This window comes from Klebsiella sp. GW_Kp181 (assembly GCF_040062315.1).
In the GTDB taxonomy this organism is placed as follows: Bacteria; Pseudomonadota; Gammaproteobacteria; order Enterobacterales; family Enterobacteriaceae; genus Klebsiella; species Klebsiella oxytoca.
Genome location: NZ_JBEAFR010000006.1, coordinates 1 through 21,160, shown reverse-complemented (window position 1 = coordinate 21,160; position 21,160 = coordinate 1). Strand labels below are relative to the sequence as shown.

Annotated in this window: 20 protein-coding genes; 3 read left to right on the top strand and 17 right to left on the bottom strand. The window is 54.1% G+C overall.

Going from position 1 to position 21,160, the window contains the following annotated elements:
- Positions 1-6: 6 nt before the first annotated feature.
- From ftsB to cysG, 6 genes are all read right to left on the bottom strand, one after another.
- Positions 7-324: a cell division protein FtsB gene (ftsB, locus tag ABLV11_RS05525; protein WP_004104977.1), complete on the bottom strand. Its 318-nt coding sequence runs from the start codon at positions 322-324 to the stop codon at positions 7-9.
- Between the two features lie 139 nt (positions 325-463).
- On the bottom strand, positions 464-790 hold the full coding sequence (locus tag ABLV11_RS05520; protein ID WP_004104978.1) for a DUF3561 family protein: 327 nt from the start codon (positions 788-790) through the stop codon (positions 464-466).
- Positions 791-843: 53 nt separating this feature from the next.
- Positions 844-1,449, bottom strand: a complete 606-nt coding sequence (cysC, locus tag ABLV11_RS05515; protein ID WP_004104979.1) for an adenylyl-sulfate kinase — start codon at positions 1,447-1,449, stop codon at positions 844-846.
- Complete coding sequence (cysN, locus tag ABLV11_RS05510) at positions 1,449-2,876, bottom strand: sulfate adenylyltransferase subunit CysN (RefSeq protein WP_064372428.1); 1,428 nt, start codon at positions 2,874-2,876, stop codon at positions 1,449-1,451. Before cysN ends, cysC begins: the two co-directional genes overlap by 1 nt.
- A gap of 9 nt (positions 2,877-2,885) precedes the next feature.
- A complete protein-coding gene (gene cysD, locus ABLV11_RS05505; protein ID WP_004104981.1) occupies positions 2,886-3,794 on the bottom strand; it encodes a sulfate adenylyltransferase subunit CysD in 909 nt (302 codons plus the stop codon).
- A 9-nt stretch (positions 3,795-3,803) separates the two neighbouring features.
- Positions 3,804-5,210, bottom strand: coding sequence for a siroheme synthase CysG (gene cysG, locus ABLV11_RS05500; protein WP_163529733.1), 1,407 nt, complete (start codon positions 5,208-5,210; stop codon positions 3,804-3,806).
- 248 nt (positions 5,211-5,458) lie between these two features.
- Here cysG and ABLV11_RS05495 point away from each other — a divergent pair, with 248 nt between their 5' ends.
- Positions 5,459-6,514, top strand: a complete 1,056-nt coding sequence (locus ABLV11_RS05495; RefSeq protein WP_004114889.1) for an aminopeptidase — start codon at positions 5,459-5,461, stop codon at positions 6,512-6,514.
- 196 nt (positions 6,515-6,710) lie between these two features.
- On the opposite strand, the gene ABLV11_RS05490 is transcribed toward ABLV11_RS05495, so the two are convergent.
- The 9 genes from ABLV11_RS05490 to cysJ form a co-directional block, all read right to left on the bottom strand.
- A complete protein-coding gene (locus ABLV11_RS05490) occupies positions 6,711-9,305 on the bottom strand; it encodes a DUF2235 domain-containing protein (protein ID WP_126489480.1) in 2,595 nt (864 codons plus the stop codon).
- Complete coding sequence (locus tag ABLV11_RS05485; protein ID WP_094963465.1) at positions 9,293-9,814, bottom strand: DUF3304 domain-containing protein; 522 nt, start codon at positions 9,812-9,814, stop codon at positions 9,293-9,295. The genes ABLV11_RS05490 and ABLV11_RS05485 overlap by 13 nt, the downstream gene beginning before the upstream one ends.
- A gap of 78 nt (positions 9,815-9,892) precedes the next feature.
- Positions 9,893-10,423, bottom strand: a complete 531-nt coding sequence (locus tag ABLV11_RS05480; RefSeq protein WP_126489481.1) for a DUF3304 domain-containing protein — start codon at positions 10,421-10,423, stop codon at positions 9,893-9,895.
- A 78-nt stretch (positions 10,424-10,501) separates the two neighbouring features.
- A complete protein-coding gene (locus ABLV11_RS05475) occupies positions 10,502-11,032 on the bottom strand; it encodes a DUF3304 domain-containing protein (protein WP_348855213.1) in 531 nt (176 codons plus the stop codon).
- Between the two features lie 237 nt (positions 11,033-11,269).
- Complete coding sequence (locus ABLV11_RS05470) at positions 11,270-11,569, bottom strand: hypothetical protein (RefSeq protein ID WP_224250526.1); 300 nt, start codon at positions 11,567-11,569, stop codon at positions 11,270-11,272.
- A gap of 133 nt (positions 11,570-11,702) precedes the next feature.
- Positions 11,703-12,089, bottom strand: a complete 387-nt coding sequence (locus tag ABLV11_RS05465) for a hypothetical protein (protein ID WP_126489483.1) — start codon at positions 12,087-12,089, stop codon at positions 11,703-11,705.
- Positions 12,090-12,737: 648 nt separating this feature from the next.
- Positions 12,738-13,472 (bottom strand): phosphoadenosine phosphosulfate reductase, encoded by a 735-nt coding sequence (gene cysH / locus ABLV11_RS05460; protein WP_126489484.1) that lies wholly within the window; start codon positions 13,470-13,472, stop codon positions 12,738-12,740.
- 96 nt (positions 13,473-13,568) lie between these two features.
- A complete protein-coding gene (cysI, locus tag ABLV11_RS05455; RefSeq protein WP_004104995.1) occupies positions 13,569-15,281 on the bottom strand; it encodes an assimilatory sulfite reductase (NADPH) hemoprotein subunit in 1,713 nt (570 codons plus the stop codon).
- Positions 15,281-17,080, bottom strand: coding sequence for an NADPH-dependent assimilatory sulfite reductase flavoprotein subunit (gene cysJ / locus ABLV11_RS05450; protein ID WP_126489485.1), 1,800 nt, complete (start codon positions 17,078-17,080; stop codon positions 15,281-15,283). Before cysJ ends, cysI begins: the two co-directional genes overlap by 1 nt.
- Positions 17,081-17,398: 318 nt before the next feature.
- Here cysJ and queD point away from each other — a divergent pair, with 318 nt between their 5' ends.
- Positions 17,399-17,761 (top strand): 6-carboxytetrahydropterin synthase QueD, encoded by a 363-nt coding sequence (queD, locus tag ABLV11_RS05445; protein ID WP_004104999.1) that lies wholly within the window; start codon positions 17,399-17,401, stop codon positions 17,759-17,761.
- Positions 17,762-17,853: 92 nt separating this feature from the next.
- Here the strand turns inward: queD and ABLV11_RS05440 are convergent, their stop codons facing one another.
- Together ABLV11_RS05440 and queE are read right to left on the bottom strand one after the other, a co-directional pair.
- Complete coding sequence (locus ABLV11_RS05440) at positions 17,854-18,642, bottom strand: SDR family oxidoreductase (RefSeq protein ID WP_126489487.1); 789 nt, start codon at positions 18,640-18,642, stop codon at positions 17,854-17,856.
- A gap of 188 nt (positions 18,643-18,830) precedes the next feature.
- Positions 18,831-19,502, bottom strand: a complete 672-nt coding sequence (gene queE, locus ABLV11_RS05435; RefSeq protein ID WP_004114912.1) for a 7-carboxy-7-deazaguanine synthase QueE — start codon at positions 19,500-19,502, stop codon at positions 18,831-18,833.
- A gap of 460 nt (positions 19,503-19,962) precedes the next feature.
- Between queE and ABLV11_RS05430 the strand changes: the two genes are divergently transcribed.
- On the top strand, positions 19,963-21,072 hold the full coding sequence (locus tag ABLV11_RS05430) for an SDR family oxidoreductase (protein WP_004105006.1): 1,110 nt from the start codon (positions 19,963-19,965) through the stop codon (positions 21,070-21,072).
- The last annotated feature ends 88 nt before the right edge of the window (positions 21,073-21,160 follow it).

Genomic DNA, 21,160 nt, shown 5'->3' with positions numbered 1-21,160 from the left:
GCCTGTTTATCGATTATTCTGCTGTTGCCCCGCGGCCTGGTTGCGTTTCGACGCATCCGGCACCAGACGATAAAACGTTTCGCCCGGGCGGGTCATACTGAGTTCATTGCGCGCGCGCTCTTCGATAGCTTCCTGGCCGCCGTTGAGATCGTCAATTTCGGCGAACAGCTGATCGTTGCGTGCTTTTAATTTAGCGTTAGTTGCCTGCTGCGCGGAGACATCGTCATTAACCCGGCTATAGTCATGCAGACCATTTTTGCCGAACCACAGCGAGTACTGTAGCCAGACCAGCAAAGCCAATAACAGCAGCGTTAGTTTACCCATCCTGCCCCCTGAAAAACGGCATCATCATCCCATAACTCGCCCGAGTTCTCTACTCTGGCGCGCGGACGACGCCGCGTAACGCGGGGACTGTACCACATTTTTACCGTTGATACCCAGGCCAGATTCATTCGTGAAAAGACTACCCCAGTAGCCAGAGGAACAGCAGACCGAACATCAGCCCGACGGTCAGAATCGTCGCGCAGACGCTGTACTGAAGTTTGCCGTCCAGCAGCGAATGCAGCGCGATGCCAACCACAACGGCAACCGGCATCAGCGCCAGGAAGAACGGCCAGGTGTAGAGGAGAAAAAATAGCGTGTTACTGCCATAGATCAGGAAGGGAATACCCAGCGCCAGCAGCCATGAAATAAAGCCCACGGCCGCACCCGACAGAGACCACGTGGTCTCGTCGCTGGCGGCCGGCGGCGGTTCTGAACGAATAATACTGAGGTTCTGGGTATTGCGCATATCGAATCCTGTTGACCTGGCGACCGGCATCATTCGCTGATGCCGCCGCCGTTTCAGGATCTGATAATATCGCTCTGTCGTAGCAGGTCTAATAGTTGGTGCACCAAATTTGTTACCAATTGTTCACCGTCGAGGTGAATTTCTGCCCTCTCCGGGGATTCATACACTGAATCGATCCCGGTAAAGTTGCGCAATTCCCCGGCCCGCGCCTTCTTGTACAGGCCCTTCGGATCCCGCGCTTCGCAGATCGCTAACGGCGTATCGACAAACACTTCGATAAAGCGCCCTTCCCCTATACGTTCGCGCACCATTTGTCGCTCTGCACGATGCGGAGATATAAACGCCGTCAATACAACCAGCCCGGCATCGACCATCAGCTTCGCCACTTCCCCCACGCGGCGAATGTTTTCTTTGCGGTCGTCGTCGCTGAAGCCAAGATCGCTGCACAGGCCGTGACGCACATTATCGCCATCCAGTAACCAGGTGCTCACGCCGAGCCGATGCAGCTCCTCTTCCAGCGCGCCGGCAATGGTTGATTTTCCCGAACCGGAAAGTCCCGTAAACCAGACCACTGCGCCTTTATGCCCATGCAGCGCTTCTCGATCTTTACGTGTTACCTTATGGTCATGCCAGACGACGTTTTCGTCATGTCGGGCCATTACTTGCCTCCCAGCAGGTCGCGAGCGTCCCAGTGCGGGAAGTGCTTGCGAATAAGCTGGTTCAGCTCAAGCTCAAACGCGCTGTACTGTGAAGCGCTCGCCTGAACCCGTTCATGGGGTTCATGAACCATACCTGCGCCAACGGTGACGTTGGTCAAACGGTCGATAAAGATCAGGCCCCCGGTAACCGGGTTATCCTGGTATTTATCCAGCACCAGCGGCTCGTCAAAAGTGAGATCGACCAGCCCGATGCCGTTCAGGGGCAGCGTTTCCACTTCGCGCTGGGTCAGGTTGTTGATATCCACCTGGTAGCGAACGCTATCAACGCGGGCGCGAGTTTTCTTACCGGCGATTTTAATGTCGTAGCTTTGGCCCGGGGTCAGCGCCTGCTCCGCCATCCATACCACATCGATGCTGGCGCTTTGTACTGCGGGCAGAGAAACTGCCGCATCGACCAGCAGATCGCCACGGCTGATATCAATTTCATCCTTCAGCACGAGGGTGATCGCTTCCCCGGCCGCCGCTTCTGGCAGATCGCCGTCGAAGGTGACGATGCGCGCAACGGTGGATTCCACTCCGGACGGGAGCACCTTAAGACGCTGCCCTACGCTCACGCTACCGGAGGCCACCGTCCCGGAAAATCCGCGGAAGTCGAGGTTCGGGCGGTTTACGTACTGTACCGGGAAGCGCAACGGCTGGCTTTCCACCACGCGCTGAATCTCAACGGTTTCCAGCACTTCCAGCAGCGTCGGACCGCTGTACCACGGCATTTTCTCACTCTGGCTGGCGACGTTGTCCCCTTCCAGGGCAGAAAGCGGAACAAAGCGAATGTCGAGATCGCCAGGCAGCTGCTCCGCAAAGGTCAGATACGCTTCGCGGATGGTGTTGAAAGTCTCTTCGCTAAACTCGACGAGATCCATTTTGTTCACCGCCACCACCAGGTGTTTGATCCCCAGCAGTGTCGAAATAAAGCTGTGACGACGGGTTTGATCGAGCACGCCTTTGCGGGCGTCGATCAGCAGGATCGCCAGTTCGCAGGTTGATGCACCGGTCGCCATATTACGGGTGTACTGCTCGTGCCCCGGCGTATCGGCGATAATAAACTTGCGCTTCTCGGTAGAGAAATAGCGATAGGCGACGTCGATGGTGATGCCCTGCTCGCGCTCGGCCTGCAGGCCATCCACCAGCAGCGCCAGATCCAATTTTTCGCCCTGCGTACCATGACGTTTGCTGTCATTATGCAGAGATGAGAGCTGATCTTCGTAAATCTGTCGGGTATCGTGCAGCAATCGACCAATCAACGTGCTTTTACCGTCATCAACGCTGCCGCAGGTCAGAAAGCGCAGCAGGCTTTTGTGCTGCTGGGCGTGCAGATAGGCTTCTACGCCGCCTTCATCAGCAATTTGTTGTGCAATCGTAGTGTTCATGGCGGCTCCTTAGAAATAACCCTGACGTTTCTTCAGCTCCATGGAGCCTGCCTGGTCGCGGTCAATCACGCGCCCCTGTCGTTCGCTGGTGGTTGACACCAGCATCTCTTCGATGATCTCCGGCAGCGTTTGCGCATTGGACTCCACCGCGCCGGTCAGCGGCCAGCAGCCAAGGGTACGGAAGCGCACCATCTGTTTTTTGATCATCTCGCCGGGCTGCAGATTAATGCGATCGTCATCGATCATCATCAGCATCCCGTCGCGCTCCAGCACCGGACGCTCTGCCGCCAGGTACAGCGGAACAATTTCAATATTTTCCAGATAGATGTACTGCCAGATATCCAGCTCGGTCCAGTTGGAGAGCGGGAACACGCGGATGCTTTCACCCTTGTTAATCTGGCCGTTATAGTTGTGCCACAGTTCCGGGCGCTGGTTTTTTGGGTCCCAGCGATGGAAGCGGTCGCGGAAGGAGTAAATACGCTCCTTGGCGCGAGATTTCTCTTCATCGCGACGCGCGCCGCCGAACGCGGCATCGAAGCCGTATTTGTTCAGCGCCTGCTTAAGGCCTTCAGTTTTCATGATATCGGTATGTTTGGCGCTGCCGTGAACGAACGGGTTAATCCCCATCGCCACCCCTTCCGGATTTTTATGCACCAGCAGTTCGCAGCCGTAGGCTTTAGCGGTACGGTCGCGGAACTCGTACATTTCGCGGAATTTCCAGCCGGTATCAACGTGCAGCAGCGGGAACGGCAGAGTTCCTGGATAAAACGCTTTACGCGCCAGATGCAGCATTACGCTGGAGTCTTTACCGATGGAATACATCATCACCGGGTTAGAGAATTCGGCGGCCACCTCACGAATAATATGGATGCTTTCCGCCTCCAGTTGCCGCAGGTGAGTAAGTCGTTTTTGGTCCATAACCGTTCCTTAAGCCAGATTTACTACAGAAGCCTTAAAGGCATCTGAGGATGAGGTGTGTTGAAACCAGGCAAGCTGATGATGTAATCGCACCACTTCGCCCACTACCAGCAGCGCGGGCATCGGGGCATCTTTCGCCAGGTTTTCGAGTTGTTGTAATGTGCCGGTCCGGGTTTGCTGATCGGCGCGAGTACCCCGCGAGATCACCGCCACCGGGGTGTCGCCCACGCGACCGTTAGCGATCAGCTGAGCGCTGATTTCCGCCGCTTTCAGGCTGCCCATATAAATCGCCAGGGTCTGGCCGCTTTGCGCCAGCCGAGTCCAGTTGAGCGGGGAGTTTTCCGCACCGAAGTGCCCGGTAATAAAAGTTGCGCTTTGCGCGTAATCGCGGTGGGTCAGCGGGATCCCGGCATAAGCCGTGGCACCAGCCGCTGCCGTCACGCCCGGGACAACCTGAAACGGAATACCGGCTTCAGCCGCAGCCTGCAGCTCTTCGCCGCCGCGCCCGAAAATAAACGGGTCGCCGCCTTTCAGGCGAATCACCGTATTGCCCGCTTTCGCCGCCTCTACCAGCATGCGGTTAATGTCCTGCTGCGGTACGGAGACGCCGGCGGCGCTTTTGCCCACGCAGATTGTCTCCGCGTCGCGACGCACCAGCTCGCGGACTTCCGGCGTGACCAGATTGTCGTAAAACACCACATCCGCCTGCTGGATAGCCTGCAGGCCGCGCAGGGTCAGCAATCCGGCATCGCCAGGCCCCGCGCCGACGAGGATAATTTCACCGAGCCGCTTTTCCGGCTGTCGGAGCTCATCTTCCAGCGCCTTTTCCGCTTCGGCTTTATTGCCCGCCAGCATCAGGCTGGCAAAGCGGCCGGTAAACACGCGTTCCCAAAAACGACGGCGTTCGGCAGTGGTTTTCAGATGGGTTTTAATATGATGACGCCAGTAGCTCGCCGTTTCGGCCAGCCGCCCCAGGTTGGTGGGCAGCAGCGCTTCGATTTTTTCGCGCAAAATTCGCGACAGCACCGGCGCTTTGCCGCTGGAAGAGATAGCCACCAGCAGCGGAGAACGATCGACGATTGACGGGAAAACAAACGAGCACAGCGCCTGATTATCAACCACGTTGACCAGCCGGTAGCGCGCGTTGGCCGCGGCATAAACGCGCTGGTTCAGCGCGTCATCTTCGGTAGCGGCAATCACCAGGAATACGTTATCAAGCTGCTGCTCTTCAAATTCGGTGGCCCGCCACTGAATTTCCTGACGCTCAACCTTGTCGGCAAGTTCCGGAATTAGCGCGTCGGCGACAATCTGTACCTTCGCTTCAGCACGCAGCAGAAAGGTAATCTTGCGCGCGGCAATCTCGCCGCCGCCGATCACCAGTACGGGTCTCTCTTTCACTTCGGCAAATATTGGCAAGTATTCCACTGCGCAACAACTCTCTTACAATCAGCAATAGAGCGACTATAGGGTGCGGTTTAGAGCAAATGAAATTACGAAATGGAATGAGTTGTGACTCAAAAGAATAACGGCCTGGAAAAGCTAATATCAAAAAGTGCTTAACACGCGGTTTTTCCACCATTTAAGAGCGATTGAAATTGTTTAACCCCGATCACAGTTTCATACTACGCGGGTGAAATTGTTTTAAGTGCTAAAGGACCCCCCCTATGTTTTCCGCATTGTGCCGTCGCCTGCTTCCCCTGGCGTTGAGCGCAGGTTTTGTCTTCACCGCCGCCCCGGCAATAAGCGCTCTGGGCGACACCGCCAATGCTCAGGCTCGTCACATCGCTACCTTTTTTCCCGGAAGAATGACCGGTTCGCCCGCCGAGATGCTGTCGGCTGATTATTTGCGTCAGCAGTTCACGCAAATGGGCTACGAGAGCGATATTCGCAGTTTTAATACCCGATACATTTACACCAACAACGATAATCGCAAAAACTGGCAAAACGTCACCGGCAGCACGGTTATCGCCGCGCATGAGGGGAAAGATCGCCAGCAAATCATCATCATGGCCCATCTCGATACCTACGCGCCGCAGACCGATGCCGATATAGAAAATAACCTCGGCGGCCTGACGCTGCAGGGCATCGATGACAACGCCCTCGGTCTGGGGGTCATGCTGGAACTTGCTGAGCAGTTAAAGAATATCCCTACGCGTTATGGTATTCGCTTCGTCGCCACCAGCGGTGAAGAAGAGGGTCGTCTGGGTGCGCAGAATATGCTTAAGCGTATGAGCGACGCGGAGAAGAAAAATACCCTATTGGTCATTAACCTCGATAATCTGGTGGTGGGCGATAAGCTCTATTTTAATAGCGGCCGCAGCACGCCATCCTCGGTACGCAAGCTCACCCGCGACCGGGCGCTGGCTATCGCTCGTAGTAAAGGTATTAGCGCCGCCAGCAATCCTGGCCTGAATCCTGACTATCCAAAAGGGACCGGCTGCTGTAATGATGCCAGCGTGTTTGACGAAGCCGGGATCCCGGTATTGACCGTCGAAGCCACCAACTGGTCTCTGGGACGCAAAGATGGCTACCAGCAGCGCGCCAAATCTCGTTCGTTCCCGGACGGTACCAGCTGGCACAACGTTCAGCTGGATAACCAGCAGTATATTGATAAAGCCCTGCCGGGCCGTATTGCTCAGCGCAGCCGCGATGTGATGAGGGTTATGCTGCCGCTGGTGAAAGAGCTGGCGAAGGCGGAGAAGAGACCCGCCTCAAAATAGACTAACGATAAAATGCGGCAACAAGGACTGTCGCCATGATGCGTTTTCATTTTTTAATACCGTTGTTCCTGCTACTGGCTGTCAGCATGCGCTCCATCGCCGACAGCCAGGTTTATATCTGGGGAGCTGAAAAAACGCTGCCCCGAACCTGTTCAGATAACAAATACGCCACCACTGACCTCTCACCTCTGTCAAATTATACCTGAGGTGAATGGAGTATTTCGGAGTCCCATAAGTCGTTGAGCGCATTTGCGATGCGCTCGCGCCTGGCCGTTTCCGTTGCCTGCTGGCGCTGTTTAACCAGGGGTTTAAGCTGCGCGATAAACTCATGCGTGGGCGCTGGCAGACTGCTTTCGTCAACGGGAATTTCTTGCCCGGTATCACGGTTAAAGACCTTTACACCGTAGGTTGGCACATGAGCAAAAATGGCCTTATCCTGCAGCGCCTCGCTAATACCTGACATCGTTTGCCCATCAAAGCGCAGCTGGACGGCCTTGCTCCACTTATCGCCAAAATAGATCATTCTGGATAAAAAGTAGCTGCCAAAAGGCTCTCTGACGCCGCTTTCCGAGTGCATAAACCAGGCCCGGGAATCATGGATATAGTTATCATACAGATTGATCAGCCCGCTGATTTTATCGTTCTGCTCTCGTTTCAACAGGCACGGCTCAATATGCTGACGGAATCTGTACTCGCCCGCCTGCTTAAATCGCAGATATTCATAGGCTTCATTCTGATGGGTATAAAAGTAGGCCGCCTGGGCGAGCAGTGGATCCAGTATCTGTAGATTTGCCGCCGTCGTGCTTATCTCCCATGAAAAGCCAGTTTCGGCACTTGCGGCAATAGTGCAGGTGGCCGAATCGATCGCCCCCTGCGCTTTCTGCTTCATCGCCGGTTTAAACAGCGCCTGGGGGCGAGCTTTACGCATGTAGTCCGCCGCAAACTCGGTGGCGGCTTCCCAAAGCTGACCGCGGGCGTTGTTGGCATCGAACAACGGTTGCCCAACAAGCTCCGGGCCAGGGAACCAATTTTCATCGCCCCTGTGTCTGGACGCCTCTTTATTACGCGCCTGCGCTATCGCCTCAGCTTTGCATTGCAAAAGCGACCACTCACGGGCAAGGGCGCGCTGCGCCTGTTGGCTGAACCCTGCCGCATACGGCTGGGCGGTAATCTCCGGGTGCTGGGGCGCATGCTGGAAGAAGGGCTGCGACGTGAGATTTATTGGCGATGTCCTGGGCGAAGCAAAACGTGCGATACGCCAGCCGGTCATCCAGATCATTTCCGCTTCCAGCATCTCTTCCAGACAGACTGACTCAAAACGAAACGGCGCGTAGATAGCATCGTCAGACAGCGGATCCTCCTGCTGATTGTCAAGGGAGAGGGTCGATCGCCAGTTGTTAAAGGTGTCTACCAGTCCGGGATAAAAATCAAATTCCCCAACTGAAGCAAAACTCATTTCCCGAAAGATATACATTTGCCTGAAATCCGGGAGCAACAGGGCAAAAACATCAGGATGAAACGACAGCGGCGCCCCGGCATCCATCGCGGCCGCATACATATCATGCAGAGTAATTTGCGATAACAGATCGCCCGCACCGCCCCGGCCCTTGCCCTGATCCCCACAGGGGTATCCCCCGCCAACGTCGGAGTGCATACCGGGGTAGACCACTTCCTGAGTCTGGGATAAATAGCTGCCTGCGGCGGTACGGATGGAGTCCAGCGAAAATGCCTGGCGCTGCTCGTGAGCCGCCACCAGATGATAGCAGCGTTTGATTAACCCCGACTGCGTCAGCGGCTGCGTCTGTTTCGCCCAGCCGTTGTGACCGGTAAAACCCGGAACCACATTGGCAATTCCCACTGCCGGCACGGTATCAAAGAGGCCTAAAAATTCCACCGAAACCTTCACGCCGAGCAGCGTTCCTGCCGGGAAACCGAGTAGCCCTTCGGCCAGCGCCTCATCCAGCCAGCTGACAAAAGCGCGGGCTTCTGCCGCGCCGCGGGAAAAACCGTACACAAACAGCTTTATCGCTGCCGTCTTACACTGCGCGCGCACGAATTTTTCCTGCACCAGCCTTAAGAGTTGTTCAAACATACGCAGCCGCATCCGCATCTGACCAGGCATTGTCTTCCGCGAGTCCAGATAGGCCTGGTTTACTTTTTCACGGTTGTAAGACATCGCCGCGCTGCCCGCGAATAACCCCAGTTCCACAGCCGCCGGAGTGCTGGAGCTGTTCATCGCCTGAACCGCCCTTTTCATTATGCCGTTGCCGAGGAAATTTTTTGTCACGGTATGGTTCAGGGCATTACACAGCTGCACCATCCCCCAGTTGATACGGTCCTCGCCGCCGACAGCAAACTGCAGTCCCGACGAATAATAGTCATAGGAGCCAATCTGCGGAAAAGGCGTACCGACGCCGGGAATATAGAAGGCGTAAAATCCACGCTCATTTGCCATGAGATCATCAGGCGCGCAGGCACGGTATAGTTTTGCCACGTTCGACGGGTGCGGCGGCGTGCTGGCGGTATCTTTTAGCGCATTATTATTGGTACCGTCAAAAAACAGGCTGATATGCAGGCTCTTACAGCAGGGGCTGCTTTTTTGCCGGCGGGACTCCTGGCGAAATAATGCCTCCTCCCTGTCGATTTTGATTATATTGGCGTTGACCTGCCGCTGGCTTAAAAGCAACCGGCCCTCTTTCGGAAAAGCGGGAGGAACCCAGCACGGATCGCCCGTAGTGGTAAGCTGATGATTGCCAAAATGTTTCTTAAAAGATTCGGTTATTGGGGACATTGGGCAGGCTCCGACTGACGGTAGGGATCTTTTATCGGGTGATCAGGATGGGTCGGCCCGTGGCAGGTGGCCGTTACTTTAATCTGCTGACAGGGCAAGAAATGCACCTGCAGGCCGCAGGAATCTTCATATTCGGGAATAGTGGCCACCGCTTTATAGTGGCGATAATTTGCTTCATGAGCTTTCGCATAATCACGAAATTCTTTTGTTCCCATTGGGGGCATATTTTTGGGAAACGGGTCAGGATCCACCTCCCACTCCACTACCACCTGCATATTGGGCCGCCATTTTTCCGGCAGCGATATGCAGCAGGTAACCCCCCCGGCGTGTCCCCGGTAGCCGTTGACGGAGAACCAGTTGATATTCGTGCCTGCCATATGGTTATAGCCCAGCAGATTAGCCGCCACGTAGCTGGTCTTCCCGCTGCCGCGCGGTGCTTCTTTTTCTGCCGGATCACAGCCCAGCAGTAAAAAACATAACAGCGGCACTGCTTTAACTATTCCCTGCATAGTATGAACTCCGTTTCATGTCACACTGAAGGCGCAGCCTCTGCTGCGGTTAATAATGCACAGCTCACAACAATAAAATCATGGCGTTTCTGGCGGGCACTGGCCAGGCTCCGGCAGATCGAAAGGTTCTTTAATCGGGTGGTCAGGATGAGTCGGCCCGTGGCAGGTGGCCGTTACTTTAATCTGCTGACAGGGCAAGAAATGCACCTGCAGGCCGCAGGAATCTTCATATTCGGGAATAGTGGCCACCGCTTTATAATGGCGATAGTTAGCCCTGTGTTTTTCTATATATTCATCATACTTAGGGTCGCTGAATCTGGGGATATCCTTCGGAAACGGGTCAGGATCCACCTCCCACTCCACTGCCACCTGCATATTGGGCCGCCATTTTTCCGGCAGCGATATGCAGCAGGTAAACCCCCCGGCGTGTCCCCGGTAGCCGTTGACGGAGAACCAGTTGATATTCGTGCCTGCCATATGGTTATAGCCCAGCAGATTAGCCGCCACGTAGCTGGTCTTCCCGCTGCCGCGCGGTGCTTCTTTTTCTGCCGGATCACAGCCCGGCAGTAAAAAACATAACAGCGGCACTGCTTTAACTATTCCCTGCATAGTATGAACTCCGTTTCATGTCACACTGAAGGCGCAGCCTCTGCTGCGGTTAATAATGCACAGCTCACAACAATAAAATCATGGTGTTTCTGGCGGGCACTGGGCAGGCTCCGGCAGATCGAAAGGTTCTTTAATCGGGTGGTCAGGATGAGTCGGCCCGTGGCAGGTGGCCGTTACTTTAATCTGCTGACAGGGCAAGAAATGCACCTGCAGGCCGCAGGAATCTTCATATTCGGGAATAGTGGCCACCGCTTTATACTGACGAAAGGTAGCCTTATATTTTTCCATATAATGTTCATAGTTTGGATCATAGAAGTGGGGGAGATCCTTCGGAAACGGGTTAGGGTTAACCTCCCACTCCACTGCCACCTGCATATTGGGCCGCCATTTTTCCGGCAGCGATATGCAGCAGGTAAACCCCCCGGCGTGCCCCCGATAGCCGTTGACGGAGAACCAGTTGATATTCGTGCCTGCCATATGGTTATAGCCCAGCAGATTAGCCGCCACGTAGCTGGTCTTCCCGCTGCCGCGCGGTGCTTCTTTTTCTGCCGGATCACAGCCCAGCAGTAAAAAACATAACAGCTGCGCTGCTTTAACTATTTCCTGCATAGTACGAACTCCGTTTCATGTCATACCTATCCCGTGTGTATCCTTCACCGTCTCCACGGCTTACATCCGCCAGAAAAGATCCTTCTGCCATTGCAGAAGCGCCAGTCATAATTGCGCTTGCTGGCCAACCTGCAGGTGAGAAAGGGCATTTACTGTCCCTCTGGCAGGGCTGCGTACCCTTCTCTGGCCAATGAAAGCACGCCACTACAATCCACGTAACCGATCCGGTGGGTTTTGTTAGTACGATTCGACAAAATCTTTAGATATGCCCGGAAAGCTCATCCCTGACAGTATCCACCCGCCGCCGAAAACAACATGCGCAGCAAACGTTTTACGCAATAACCAGAGAGCAAATAGCACGCAAAAATCCGGATGCAGATGGTAAATCAATAAAACGCGCGCAGGCATTGTATGCCGCTGGAAATGCGTCTGGAACCAAAACGCAGTGACGGTAGAGCGAACTGCAGAAGCGGTGATAGTTATAGCGTGATGGTTCAGGTAAATCATATTTATAACCATTTCCTGTGAGGCAGCCATACGATCTGCCTGGGTAGTCGATATCGCACTGCGTTCCATTTTTAATAATCAGTAACCTTTCCGCGCTATCCTTAAGTTTCTCGTTTCTGTTTTCGACGGCCCAATTTTTTCCTGGTTCACTCGTAAATAATCATTAATTTATCGCGTATGATGAGAGAACATTCCTTGATAATCCCTTCAATTTACGCAGAAAATTGTTCTGTCGTTTGCTTTTCTGATGTCTTCTCGGTTGAGGGAAAGTACTACTTTCTTGAGAACAGGCAGTTCCCGGTTCATCTACCAGAATACCGCAAAAAAGTTTGAAAATTCTTTGATATTTACTGATGAGGTTTTTTCTGAAAGAAACTGCATCAGATAGCATGTCGAATGCAAACTCGTCCGTACCAGATTGCTGAATGGAATGTTCATCTTCGAGATATATACATCGTTTACCGGCACTTTTGGCGTAACAGCGTTCAATTCCCCCTTCAAGGGAGATATAATAATTGCCTTTTATAACTATTTCCTTTTCAAAGAACATGACGCTACCTTGCGCTTTATTTAAGATAAAGATCCCCAGCAGACATAAATACGGAGAGGCATAAGCAAGGCGTTCAGAAAAACATTACGGTATTCATATGGTGAAAGAAAATGTGAAATTTATTCGTTCTGCATTCGCCCCGAAGGAAAAAATATAAATATAATTCGTAGTCTGTGTCAAGCCGGGAAGAAACGAGAAATTAGCGCGTAGCGGATAATTATTAGATAAGCTCGTAATAAAACATGAATCACTTACGTTGTTCATCCATGCCGGCTACACGACTAAGAATAAGAATATATGAATCAATAATGAATTCATAAAATGAGATTCTTAGTTGCAGCAAAACCCAGGAAAGCCCCGGCTTGTGTTGAACACGGGCCGCAGAAAATTGAGTCGAATCCCGGCAGCTTATCTTTCGGCCTTACCATGCCAGTTTCAGCACCCGGTTGTGTTGAAGGAGCTACGGTTATGCCTAAAATACGGTGCAGCTCAGCCGATTAAGCGGTCACAGCACCTTTTACTGTTGATTTTTCTGGGATGGCGGAATTCAGGAGCGTGACGGCCAGCATGCCCTGGCCATCGCTAAACAGAGTTCAGCTATTTTACCCCGCTTTTATGGGATTACGCAGGGCAGCGCCGGGACTCATATTAACCTTCGTGCAACCCGCACTCTCTTTTCAGGCCAAAGAAGCGCGTTTCTTCCTCCGCCATCCCCGGCTCCCATTTGCGCGTGGTGTGGGTATCTCCTACCGACAAATAGCCCTGATCCCAAAGCGGATGATATTTCAGGCCGTGCTTTTGCAGATACTGGTAAACCGTGCGGTTATCCCAGTCGATGATCGGCAGCACCTTAAACACGCCGCGCTGGATCGCCAGCACCGGTAAGTGGGCGCGACTGCCGGATTGCTCGCGGCGCAGGCCCGCAAACCAGGTTTGCGCGTTCAGCTCTTTCAGTGCCCGGTTCATCGGCTCAACCTTGTTGATGTCATTATATTTTTCAATGCCCTCAACGCCCTGCTCCCACAGTTTACCGTAGCGCGCTTCCTGCCATGCGGCGCTCTCCTTCGCCCGATAGACCTTCAGGTTCAGGTTGAGTTTGTCCGTTAACTCATCGATAAACTGGTAGGTTTCGGGAAACAGATAGCCGGTATCGGTCAGAATTACCGGGATATCCGGGCGCACCTGATTGACCAGATGCAGGCTCACCGCCGCCTGAATACCAAAGCTCGAAGAGAGCACGTATTCCCCCGGCAGATTTTCCAGCGCCCACGCAACGCGCGCTTCCGCGCTCAGCTTTTCCAGCTGACTATTGGTTTCCGCTAGCTGTAAAACGCGATCGACCTTCGGTAATGCGTTCAGCGCGTTTAAATCGAGTACGGACATAAGAACCTCATTTGCCTGTTTTTGCCGGGGGCCCTGCGTTTACCCGGTCGACAAGACCGCAGGCCCGGTAAGCGAAACGCCACCGGGCAGCGGGTGTTATTCCCAGAAATCCCGGGCAGGATCGAGCACCGGACGAATAATGCCCGCACGCACCGTAAAGTCGCCGAAGCCTTCACCCGCTTCGCGCTCTTTCGCCCAGCGCCCTACCAGTTCGTCGATTGAGTCGAGAATTTCCGACTCGGTAATGTTTTCCCGGTACATGCGCGGAATCCGCGTCCCGCTACGGTTGCCGCCAAGGTGCAGGTTGTAGCGGCCCGGCGCTTTACCCACCAGGCCCACTTCCGCCAGCATCGCGCGACCGCAGCCGTTCGGGCAACCGGTGACGCGGGTAACGATATGCTCGTCGCCAACGCCATGTTTGCTCATCACCGCCTCGACTTTATCGATGAATGACGGGAGGAAGCGCTCGGCTTCCGCCATCGCCAGCGGGCAGGTCGGGAATGAGACGCAAGCCATCGAATTTTCGCGCTGCGGCGTAACGGCGTTCATCAGGCCGTGCTCGCGGGCCAGCTTCTCGATCTTCGCCTTCTGATCTTCCGGTACGCTGGCAATAATCAGATTCTGATTTGCCGTAATACGGAATTCGCCCTTATGGATCTTCGCGATCTTCAGCAGACCCGTTTTCAGCGGGCGGCCCGGATAATCAAGGATACGTCCGTTTTCAATAAACAGCGTCAGATGCCAGTTATTGTCGATACCTTTCACCCAGCCGATACGATCGCCGCGACCGGTGAACTCGTATGGACGAATCGGTTCAAACTTGATGCCCGCCCGACGCTCCACTTCTGCTTTAAAGGTCTCAACGCCAACGCGCTCCAGGGTGTATTTGGTTTTCGCATTTTTACGGTCGGTACGGTTGCCCCAGTCGCGCTGGGTCGTCACCACCGCTTCCGCTACCGCCAGGGTATGCTCCAGCGGCAGATAGCCAAACTCGCTCGCCGTACGAGCGTAGGTTTTCTTATTGCCGTGCTCAATCGATAAACCGCCGCCCACCAGCAGATTAAAGCCCACCAGCTTGCCGTTTTCAGCAATAGCCACGAAGTTCATATCGTTCGCGTGCAGATCGATATCGTTCTGCGGCGGGATCACCACGGTCGTTTTGAACTTACGCGGCAGATAGGTCTGGCCGAGGATCGGTTCTTCATCGGTGGTGGCGACTTTCTTTTGATCCAGCCAGATCTCAGCATAGGCGCGAGTGCGCGGCAGCAGGTGCTCGGAGATCTTCTTCGCCCATTCATAAGCTTCGGCGTGCAGCTGAGACTCGTTCGGGTTGGACGTACAGAGCACGTTACGGTTCATGTCATTAGCGGTGGCCAACGCATCCAGTCCGACCGAATGCAGCATCTGGTGCACCGGCTTGACGTTCTTTTTCAGAATGCCGTGAAACTGGAAGGTCTGACGGTTGGTCAGACGGATACTGCCGTAGATGGTGTTATCGGCGGCGAATTTATCGATCGCCTGCCACTGTTTGGTGGTGATCACCCCGCCCGGCAGGCGGCAGCGCAGCAGCATCGCGTGACGCGGCTCCAGCTTCTGCGCCGCACGTTCGGCGCGAATATCGCGGTCATCCTGCTGATACATACCGTGAAAACGGATCAGCAGAAAGTTATCGCCTTTAAAACCGCCGGTCAGGCCGTCATTCAAATCTTCCGCAATGGTGCCGCGCAGGTAGTTGCTTTCGAGCTTCATGCGCTCGGCGTCAGTCAGTTTACCTTCGACCACCAGCGGGCCTGGATGTTTTTCGCTCATTAATAGACATCTCGCTGATAACGGCGCTCTACGCGCAGCTCACTTAAAAATTCGTCCGCCGCTTCGGCGTCCATCGCGCCGTATTCGGCAATCACTTCCAGTAACGTCTGCTCAACGTCTTTTGCCATACGATTGGCATCGCCGCAGACATAAATATGGGCACCGTCGTTAATCCAGCGCCACAGTTCGGCTCCCTGCTCGCGCAGTTTGTCCTGAACGTAGACTTTTTGTTGTTGATCGCGGGACCAGGCCAGGTCGATGCGGCTCAGCACGCCTTCTTTGACGTAGCTCTGCCACTCCACCTGATAGAGGAAATCTTCAGTAAAGTGCGGATTGCCGAAGAACAGCCAGTTCTTACCCTCTGCGCCTTCCGCCGCGCGCTGCTGCATAAACGCGCGGAAAGGCGCGATGCCGGTACCGGGACCAATCATGATCACCGGCGTTTCCGGGTTCGCAGGCAAACGGAAGTTATCGTTATGCTCGATAAAAACGCGAACTTCGCCGTCTTCTTCGACGCGGTCGGCCAGGAAACTGGAAGCGCCGCCGGCACGAGCGCGACCTTCAATATCATAACGCACTACGCCAACGGTGACGTGGACTTCGCTTTCCACTTCCGCCTGCGAAGAGGCGATCGAGTAGAGCCGCGGCGTCAACGGGCGCAGCAGGTCAACCAGCGCCTGGGCATCCAGCTGCGCCGGCGAGAAACGCACCATGTCGACGATCGGCGTGGTTGCGGCGTAGTGCTGGAGCTGTGCCTTATCGCCCACCAGCGGCAGTAAAGACTCGCTGCGGGTTAAGGTGGCGTAGTTTTCCACGATATTGCCGGTGTTGACCGTCAGCTCAAAATGCCATTCCAGCGCTTCAGCAAGCGGTAGCGTTTTGCCGTCGACCGTGACCGGTTCCGTACCTGTTAGCCAGAGCAGCTCCACCAGCTCCTTCACCAGCGCCGGATCGTTCTGATACCAGACGCCCAGCGCATCGCCCGGCTGATAGCGCAGGCCGGAGTCGCCGAGGTCGATTTCAATATGGCGCACATCCTTTTCTGAATCACGGCCGGTGATTTTCTGATTCACCGCCAGCGTCGCAGTCAGCGGCGCCTCTTTGGTATACGGGCTGGTGTGGATTTCATTCACCGCCCCGCTGGTAACCAGCTGAGACGGAGAAGCAGCAGGCGCGCGCGCTTTCAGCACCTCAACCACGCGGGCGCGCCATTCGGCAGCGGCGGTCTGATACTCCACATCAGCGTCAACCCGATCCAGCAGGCGTTCACCGCCCAGCTCGGCCAGCTTGTTATCAAAATCCTTGCCGGACTGGCAGAAGAATTCATAGGAGGTATCGCCGAGGCCAAACACGGCAAATGCCGTATCGGTCAGCTTGGGCGCTTTCTTCGAGAACAGGAACTTATGCAGTGCGACGGCTTCTTCCGGCGGCTCACCTTCGCCTTGTGTTGACGTCACGACGACCAGCAGTTTTTCGGTGGCAATTTGTTTAAATTTATAGTCGCCTGCGTTAATCAGCTTCACATTCAGCTGCGCCGCCTGTAGATCGTCACGCAGCGCTTCAGCGATGCGGCGGGCATTGCCGGTTTGCGAGGCCGAAATCAGCGTGATGGACGGCACTTCAGCCGCCTGGGCTGGCGCAACAACCGCCGCGCCGGGCTGCTGATTCAGCATCCCCCAAAAATAGCCGGAAACCCAGGCTAGCTGGGTAGGCGTGAAGTCAGTCGTGGCCGCCTGAAGGCGCGCCATTTGCTCCGGACTCAGCGGTAGCAAATTGAAAGGTGGGGCCTGTGTCGTCATGCGTCGTTATGTTCCAGTAAGCAAAGCTGTGATTCACGCCCTGTCAGCGTGATAAAACAGAAGAGAATAGAAGGTTAACGGCGCAGATAGTAACAATTAAAGAAGGGATGGAAATAACAAATAACCAAATGGACTAACCTGTTTTAGTTATAGTTATTAACAACAAAATCGATTAAATAAGCTGCTGTAATATAAAGATATAATTCCCATAAACCGCATGGATATGTCCATTTTGTGTTCAGGACCGTTTTAGTTAATGATAAAAAATGTACTTTCCGGTACCCTACGGCGGTTTTTTTGCCATATTGAGAATAAAAGATGTCCACCACGCTGTTTAAAGATTTCACTTTCGAAGCCGCTCACCGCCTGCCGCACGTACCGGAAGGCCACAAGTGCGGACGCCTGCACGGTCACTCTTTTATGGTGCGCCTGGAGATTACCGGTGAAGTCGATCCCCATACCGGGTGGATCATGGATTTCGCCGAGCTCAAAGCCGCATTCAAACCCACCTACGATCGCCTGGATCACTACTATCTGAACGATATTCCGGGACTTTCCAATCCTACCAGCGAAGTCCTGGCAAAATGGATCTGGGAGCAGATGAAGCCTTTGGTTCCGCTACTCAGCGCGGTGATGATCAAAGAAACCTGCACGGCGGGCTGCGTCTATCGCGGCGAGTGATCCCTTTCGCCATCGCGTAGGTCGCCTGTTAGCGGCGCGCGATGGCCTTTTCGCCTCTCGCCGTTTCTCGCCTCGCCTGGGCTAGTTCGCGGCTAGCGCACCAGATAACCGCCATCTACCGCCAGGATATGGCCATTCACGTAATCCGAGGCCCGGCTGGCCAGGAAGACGACTGCGCCCATCAGATCCTGCGCCTCACCCCAGCGGCCGGCCGGAATATGCGCCAGGACGCGCCTGTTTTCCTTAGGCGTGTTGCGGACGATCGCCGTCATGTCGGTCTCATAATAGCCGGGGGCAATACCGTTAACCTGAATGTTATATGGACCGAGCTCTTCACAATAGGCTTTGGTTAACCCCGCGAGGGCATGTTTGGTTGCTGCATAAGCCGGCGACCAGCTGCCGCCTAAATAAGAAAACACCGAACAGATATTGATAATTTTGCCACCGCGGCGGGGAACCATTATTTTCGCCGCCTCATGGCTGAGCTCGAAAGCCGCCGTCAGGTTGGTCTCAATCATCGGGTCCCAGTCGGCGCGGCCAAAGCGCAGGACCTTATTCAAACGACAAATACCGGCATTGTTCACCAGGATATCGACCGTGCCGAAACGCTGGCAGCAGGCGGCGATAATGCGCTGCGGCATGCCGTTGTCGGTAATATTCGCCAGCATGAACTCCACTTCAGCGCCCTGCTGCTCAATGCGTTCACGGGTTTGCGCATTATTGACGCGTCGTCCGGGAATAAACAGATTGGCTCCCGCCGTGGCCAGAGCAAGGGCAAGAGCCTGCCCCAGTCCGCTATTCCCCCCGGTGACGATGGCGGTTTTCCCTTTGAGGGAGAAGAACTCCATAGAAAAAGCATGGGATGGCTCAATTGGCTGCATGTTTAACTCGATCCTTAAGTCAACATATCGACAGCGCGCCGGGGCGGCTGATGTACGAATCGATTATACCACCGCAGGTATGAGCGGGAATCTTAACTAGTACGCTGAAGCGAGGGGGCTTGATGAATTCATATATGAATAAAGTGCTTGCCGGACAGCTATCAGCCAGCCCGGCAAAAAAGAAGGGATCAGGCGATGTTCAGATACTTATGCGTCTGCATAGATAAACGCCAGTTGCGCGCGATGCAGGTTTCGATGCACAGGCGCGTCGCGTCCTCTTTCTGGCTAATTGGCTGCAGCGCGATGATGCGCGGCTTGTCGTCAGCCAGCGTCTCCAGCAGTTCATCGAGCGCTTCGATATCGCGCACGCGTCCAACAGGATGTTTTATTTCATCAGCTCGCTGCAGCGCCTGAGAAAGGACATCATAGCCGCCGCGCATATTCACCTTCGGCGATACCGTCACCCAGGTATGAGGCGTACAGCGAACTTCGTGAGTGCCGCTGGTTTCAATCTGGCAGCTAAAGCCGTTTTGCTCCAGCAGTAAGGTCAGCGGCGTTAAATCATGAATACAGGGTTCGCCGCCGGTAATCACCACGTGACGAGCAGTCCAGCCCTGACGCCCGATGATGGCCAGCAGATCTTCGCTACTTGCCGGGCCCCATTTATCGCTCTCTTTGGTTTTTGCCAGAATGCTGAACAGAGAGACTTCTCGATCGGCAAGTTTATCCCAGGTATGTTTGGTATCGCACCAGGCGCAACCAACCGGGCATCCCTGTAAACGAATAAAAATGGCGGGAACGCCGGTGAAGTAACCTTCGCCTTGCAAGGTCTGGAACATCTCGTTAATCGGGTACTGCATAATCATCTCTGTATTGGGTTAAGAGCGCGCATTATCGCAGATTTACTCGCGCAGATCTTGTCCTGCGCTGCGCCGCGTGGTGGGTAAGCCTAATCCTTATTGATAAACGTCCGTCAGTTGGTCGATATCCCTATCCAGGGGCGGCTGATTTAACTAGCCTGATAATAATAAGGCTACTATTAAGCGGCATAGCAGAAATTTTTGGTGTAACAAAACATGTATCACCCTGAAAGCCAAAAATAAAAATAAAAAATTTAAAAATAATAAATTTCAATGATGTACAAATGGATACACGAAATAATGAATTTATTGCCATAGCTAAGGGTCAAATTCGATCCACGACGTAAAACAACCTTAAAATAACCTTAATAAACCGTATGTTATGATCTTCACCCATTTAATATCCGTTTAATTTTTCGCGCCTAGAATCCAGTCCTCCAACCATAATGAGACTGCATTCATGAATACATTATTAATTACTGGCGCGACCGGATTTCTCGGTGGAGCAGTGTTAGAAAGCATTCTGAATAAAAAGAATGCGCCTAATCTATTACTGTTAGTTCGTGCAGATAATAGTGTAGCTGCCGTAGAGCGGGTAAAGGAAAATCTGCGAAAATTCAATATTAGCGAAGAGAGACTAACGGCCCTGACGCCAGGCAACATTCTGCTGGGGGATCTGGCCAATCCGCAGCCCTTTCTCGACGACCCGCGCCTGAATCAGGTTACCCACGTGCTCAACTGCGCCGCCGTCGCCTCATTTGGTAACAACCCGCTTATCTGGAAGGTCAACGTCGAAGGTACGCTGCAGTTTGCCCGGCGGATGGCTCAGGTCAGCCGCCTTGAGCGCTTTCTGCACGTCGGCACCGCGATGTCCTGCTCGCCAGACCCCGATTCTCTGGTAGCGGAAAGCACAGCGTTTCGTGAACGCGCTGCGCATCTGGTCGAGTACACGCACTCTAAATCAATGATTGAGCGTCTCATGCGGCAGGAATGCTCAACCCTACCGCTGGCGATCGCCCGTCCCTCTATTGTTGTTGGCCACACTCATCACGGCTGTCAGCCCTCCAGCAGTATTTTCTGGGTATTCAGCATGGGGCTGATGCTGCAAAAATTTATGTGTTCGATGGAAGACCGCATTGATGTGATCCCCGTCGATTACTGTGCCGATGCGCTGCTGATGCTGCTTGTCAGCCCGCTGGCGCGCGGAGAAGTGGTGCATATTTCTGCGGGGGAAGAAAACAGCGTAAGGTTTGCGGATATCGATAACGCAATGGCCTCCGCCCTCGAACAGGCACCGGTCGGCGATAAATACGCGCAGGTCAGCTATGAAACGCTGGTCAAAATGCGTCGTGAGCTGAAGGCTATTTTTGGCCCCTGCAACGAACGGCTGATGCTAAAAGCCATGCGCCTTTACGGCGCCTTCGCCACGCTCAACGTACGATTCAGCAACGACAAGCTGCTCAGCATGGGTATGCCAAAACCGCCACGCTTTACCGATTACATTGACCGCTGCGTACAGACCACGCGCGGGCTTTCTATTCCGCAGCAAATGGCGGTAGATTTTAAGTAGCCACTTTTGTAGAGATAAAAAAAGCCAGCCCGTATGGACTGCACCCCAAAAGTTGGACACCCAACTGAGTAAGGTGCAGTTTTTTATG